The sequence below is a fragment of the Pseudomonas sp. MD195_PC81_125 genome (assembly GCF_014060985.1).
GTDB lineage: Bacteria > Pseudomonadota > Gammaproteobacteria > Pseudomonadales > Pseudomonadaceae > Aquipseudomonas > Aquipseudomonas parakoreensis.
In genome coordinates this window covers 1-2,397 of the sequence record NZ_JABULD010000612.1, presented here as the reverse complement: position 1 = coordinate 2,397, position 2,397 = coordinate 1, and the positions used below count along the sequence as shown (strand labels likewise).

General features: G+C 61.2%; 2 protein-coding genes. Both read left to right on the top strand.

Annotated features, from left to right (window positions below; translation table 11 throughout):
- Nucleotides 1-116 precede the first annotated feature (116 nt).
- A complete protein-coding gene (gene xdhC, locus HT737_RS24665) occupies nucleotides 117-974 on the top strand; it encodes a xanthine dehydrogenase accessory protein XdhC (protein WP_121184516.1) in 858 nt (285 codons plus the stop codon).
- 13 nt (nucleotides 975-987) lie between these two features.
- A complete protein-coding gene (gene guaD, locus HT737_RS24660) occupies nucleotides 988-2,292 on the top strand; it encodes a guanine deaminase (RefSeq protein ID WP_182404179.1) in 1,305 nt (434 codons plus the stop codon).
- Nucleotides 2,293-2,397: the final 105 nt, after the last annotated feature.

The window sequence follows — 2,397 nt, the reverse complement described above, 5'->3', positions numbered from 1 at the left end:
CCAGCTCCCACAGTGATCCGTGGTGATTTCAGGATTTGCGGTACACCACAAAACCTGTGGGAGCTGGCTTGCCAGCGATGCGGCCCGAACAGACAACGACAGATGTCGAGGTGAACATGTACAACTGGATCGACGCCCTCGCCGACCTGCAGAACCAGGGCGAACCCTGCGTTCTGGTGACAATCATCGAAGAACTCGGCTCGACCCCGCGCAACGCCGGCTCGAAAATGGTCGTCAGCGCGAAACAGACCTTCGACACCATCGGTGGCGGGCATCTGGAATACAAAGCCATGCAGATCGCCCGCGAGATGCTCGCCAGCGGCAAGCAGGACACCCATCTGGAGCGCTTCAGCCTCGGCGCCAGCCTCGGCCAGTGCTGCGGTGGCGCCACCGTGTTGCTGTTCGAACCGATGGGCCAGGTGCAGGCGCAAATTGCCGTGTTCGGCGCTGGACATGTCGGCCGCGCGTTGGTGCCGCTGCTCGCCAGCCTGCCGTGCCGGGTACGCTGGATCGATTCGCGGGAAGAGGAATTCCCCGCCCAGATTCCCCACGGCGTGCGTAAAATCGTCGCCGAAGAGCCTGTGGATGAAATTGATGACCTGCCCGCCGGCAGCTACTGCATCGTCATGACCCACAACCATCAGCTCGACCTGGAACTGACGGCCGCGCTCCTCAAGCGCAACGACTTCGCTTACTTCGGCCTGATCGGTTCGAAGACCAAACGCGTCAAATTCGAACATCGCCTGCGTGATCGCGGTTTCGACAGCAGCGTCGTGCAACGCATGCGCTGCCCGATGGGCATCGGCGAAGTCAAAGGCAAACTGCCCGTGGAAATCGCCATCTCCATCGCCGGCGAAATCATCGCCACCTATAACGCCAATTTCGGCCAGCATAGCGCCAGCGCCGAACCGATTGCCAAACTGCTGCCGGTTTCCCGGCGCAGTCAGGCCGCCACACTCAAAGCCTCAAACTGATTAGAGAACCCTCATGCCTCTGACTCGCAAAGCCTACCGCGCCGCCATCCTGCACAGCATCGCCGACCCCGCCGAGGTCGGTATCGAAGCCTCCTACGAATATTTCGAGGACGGCCTGCTGGTGGTCGATGGCGGCAAGATCAGCGCCCTCGGCCACGCCAGCGAACTGCTGCCGACCCTGCCGGCGGACATCGAGATCACCCACTATCAGGATGCGCTGATCACCCCGGGCTTCATCGACACCCACATCCACCTGCCGCAAACCGGCATGATCGGGGCCTACGGCGAGCAACTGCTGGACTGGCTCAACACCTACACCTTCCCGTGCGAAAGCCAGTTCGGTGACAAGACCCACGCGGATGAAGTCGCGGACATTTTCATCAAGGAACTGCTGCGCAACGGTACCACCACCGCACTGGTGTTCGGCAGCGTGCACCTGCAGTCGGTGAACTCGTTCTTCGAAGCGGCCGAGAAGCTCGACCTGCGGATGATCGCCGGCAAGGTGATGATGGACCGCAATGCGCCGGACTACCTGACCGACACCGCCGAATCGAGCTACGTCGAGAGCAAGGCGCTGATCGAACGCTGGCATGGCAAGGGTCGTTTGCACTACGCGGTCACCCCGCGTTTCGCCCCGACCAGCACCCCGGAACAACTGACCCTCGCCGGCCAGTTGCTGACCGAATACCCGGATCTGTACATGCAGACCCACATCAGCGAGAACCTCAAGGAAATCGAGTGGGTCAAGGAATTGTTCCCGGAGCGCAAGGGCTATCTGGACGTTTACGATCACTACCAGCTGCTCGGCGAGCGCTCGGTGTTCGCCCACGGCGTGCACCTGTGCGACGACGAATGCGCGCGGCTGGCGGAAACCGGCTCGGCGATCTCGTTCTGCCCTACCTCGAACTTCTTCCTCGGCAGCGGCCTGTTCAACCTGCCGATGGCCGAGAAGCACAAGCTCAACGTCGGTCTCGGCACTGACGTCGGCGGCGGCACCAGTTTCTCGCTGCTGCAAACCCTGAACGAAGCCTACAAAGTCATGCAGTTGCAGGGGGCGCGCCTGAGTCCGTTCAAGTCGCTGTACCTGGCGACCCTCGGCGGTGCGCGGGCACTGCGCCTGGAAGACAAGATCGGCAACCTGCAACCGGGTTCCGATGCGGACTTCCTGGTGCTGGACTACAACGCTACGCCGCTGCTGAGCTATCGCTTGAAGCAGGCCAACAACATTGCCGAAACGTTGTTTGTGCTGATGACGCTCGGGGATGACCGCACCGTGCAACAGACGTATGCGGCGGGTGCACTGGTGCATCAGCGCTGAGTTTTCTCCAGGCATAAAAAATCCCCCCGGTGGTGTTCACCCCGGGGGATTTTTTGTTGCCTGTAGGAAGATCAAAAAGATCGCAGCCTTGCGGCAGCTCCTACA

Excerpts from the sequence above, each read along its gene's own strand:
- xdhC (WP_121184516.1), top strand. The coding sequence starts at position 117 with ATGTACAACTGGATCGACGCCCTCGCCGACCTGCAGAACCAGGGCGAA.
- guaD (WP_182404179.1), top strand. The coding sequence starts at position 988 with ATGCCTCTGACTCGCAAAGCCTACCGCGCCGCCATCCTGCACAGCATC.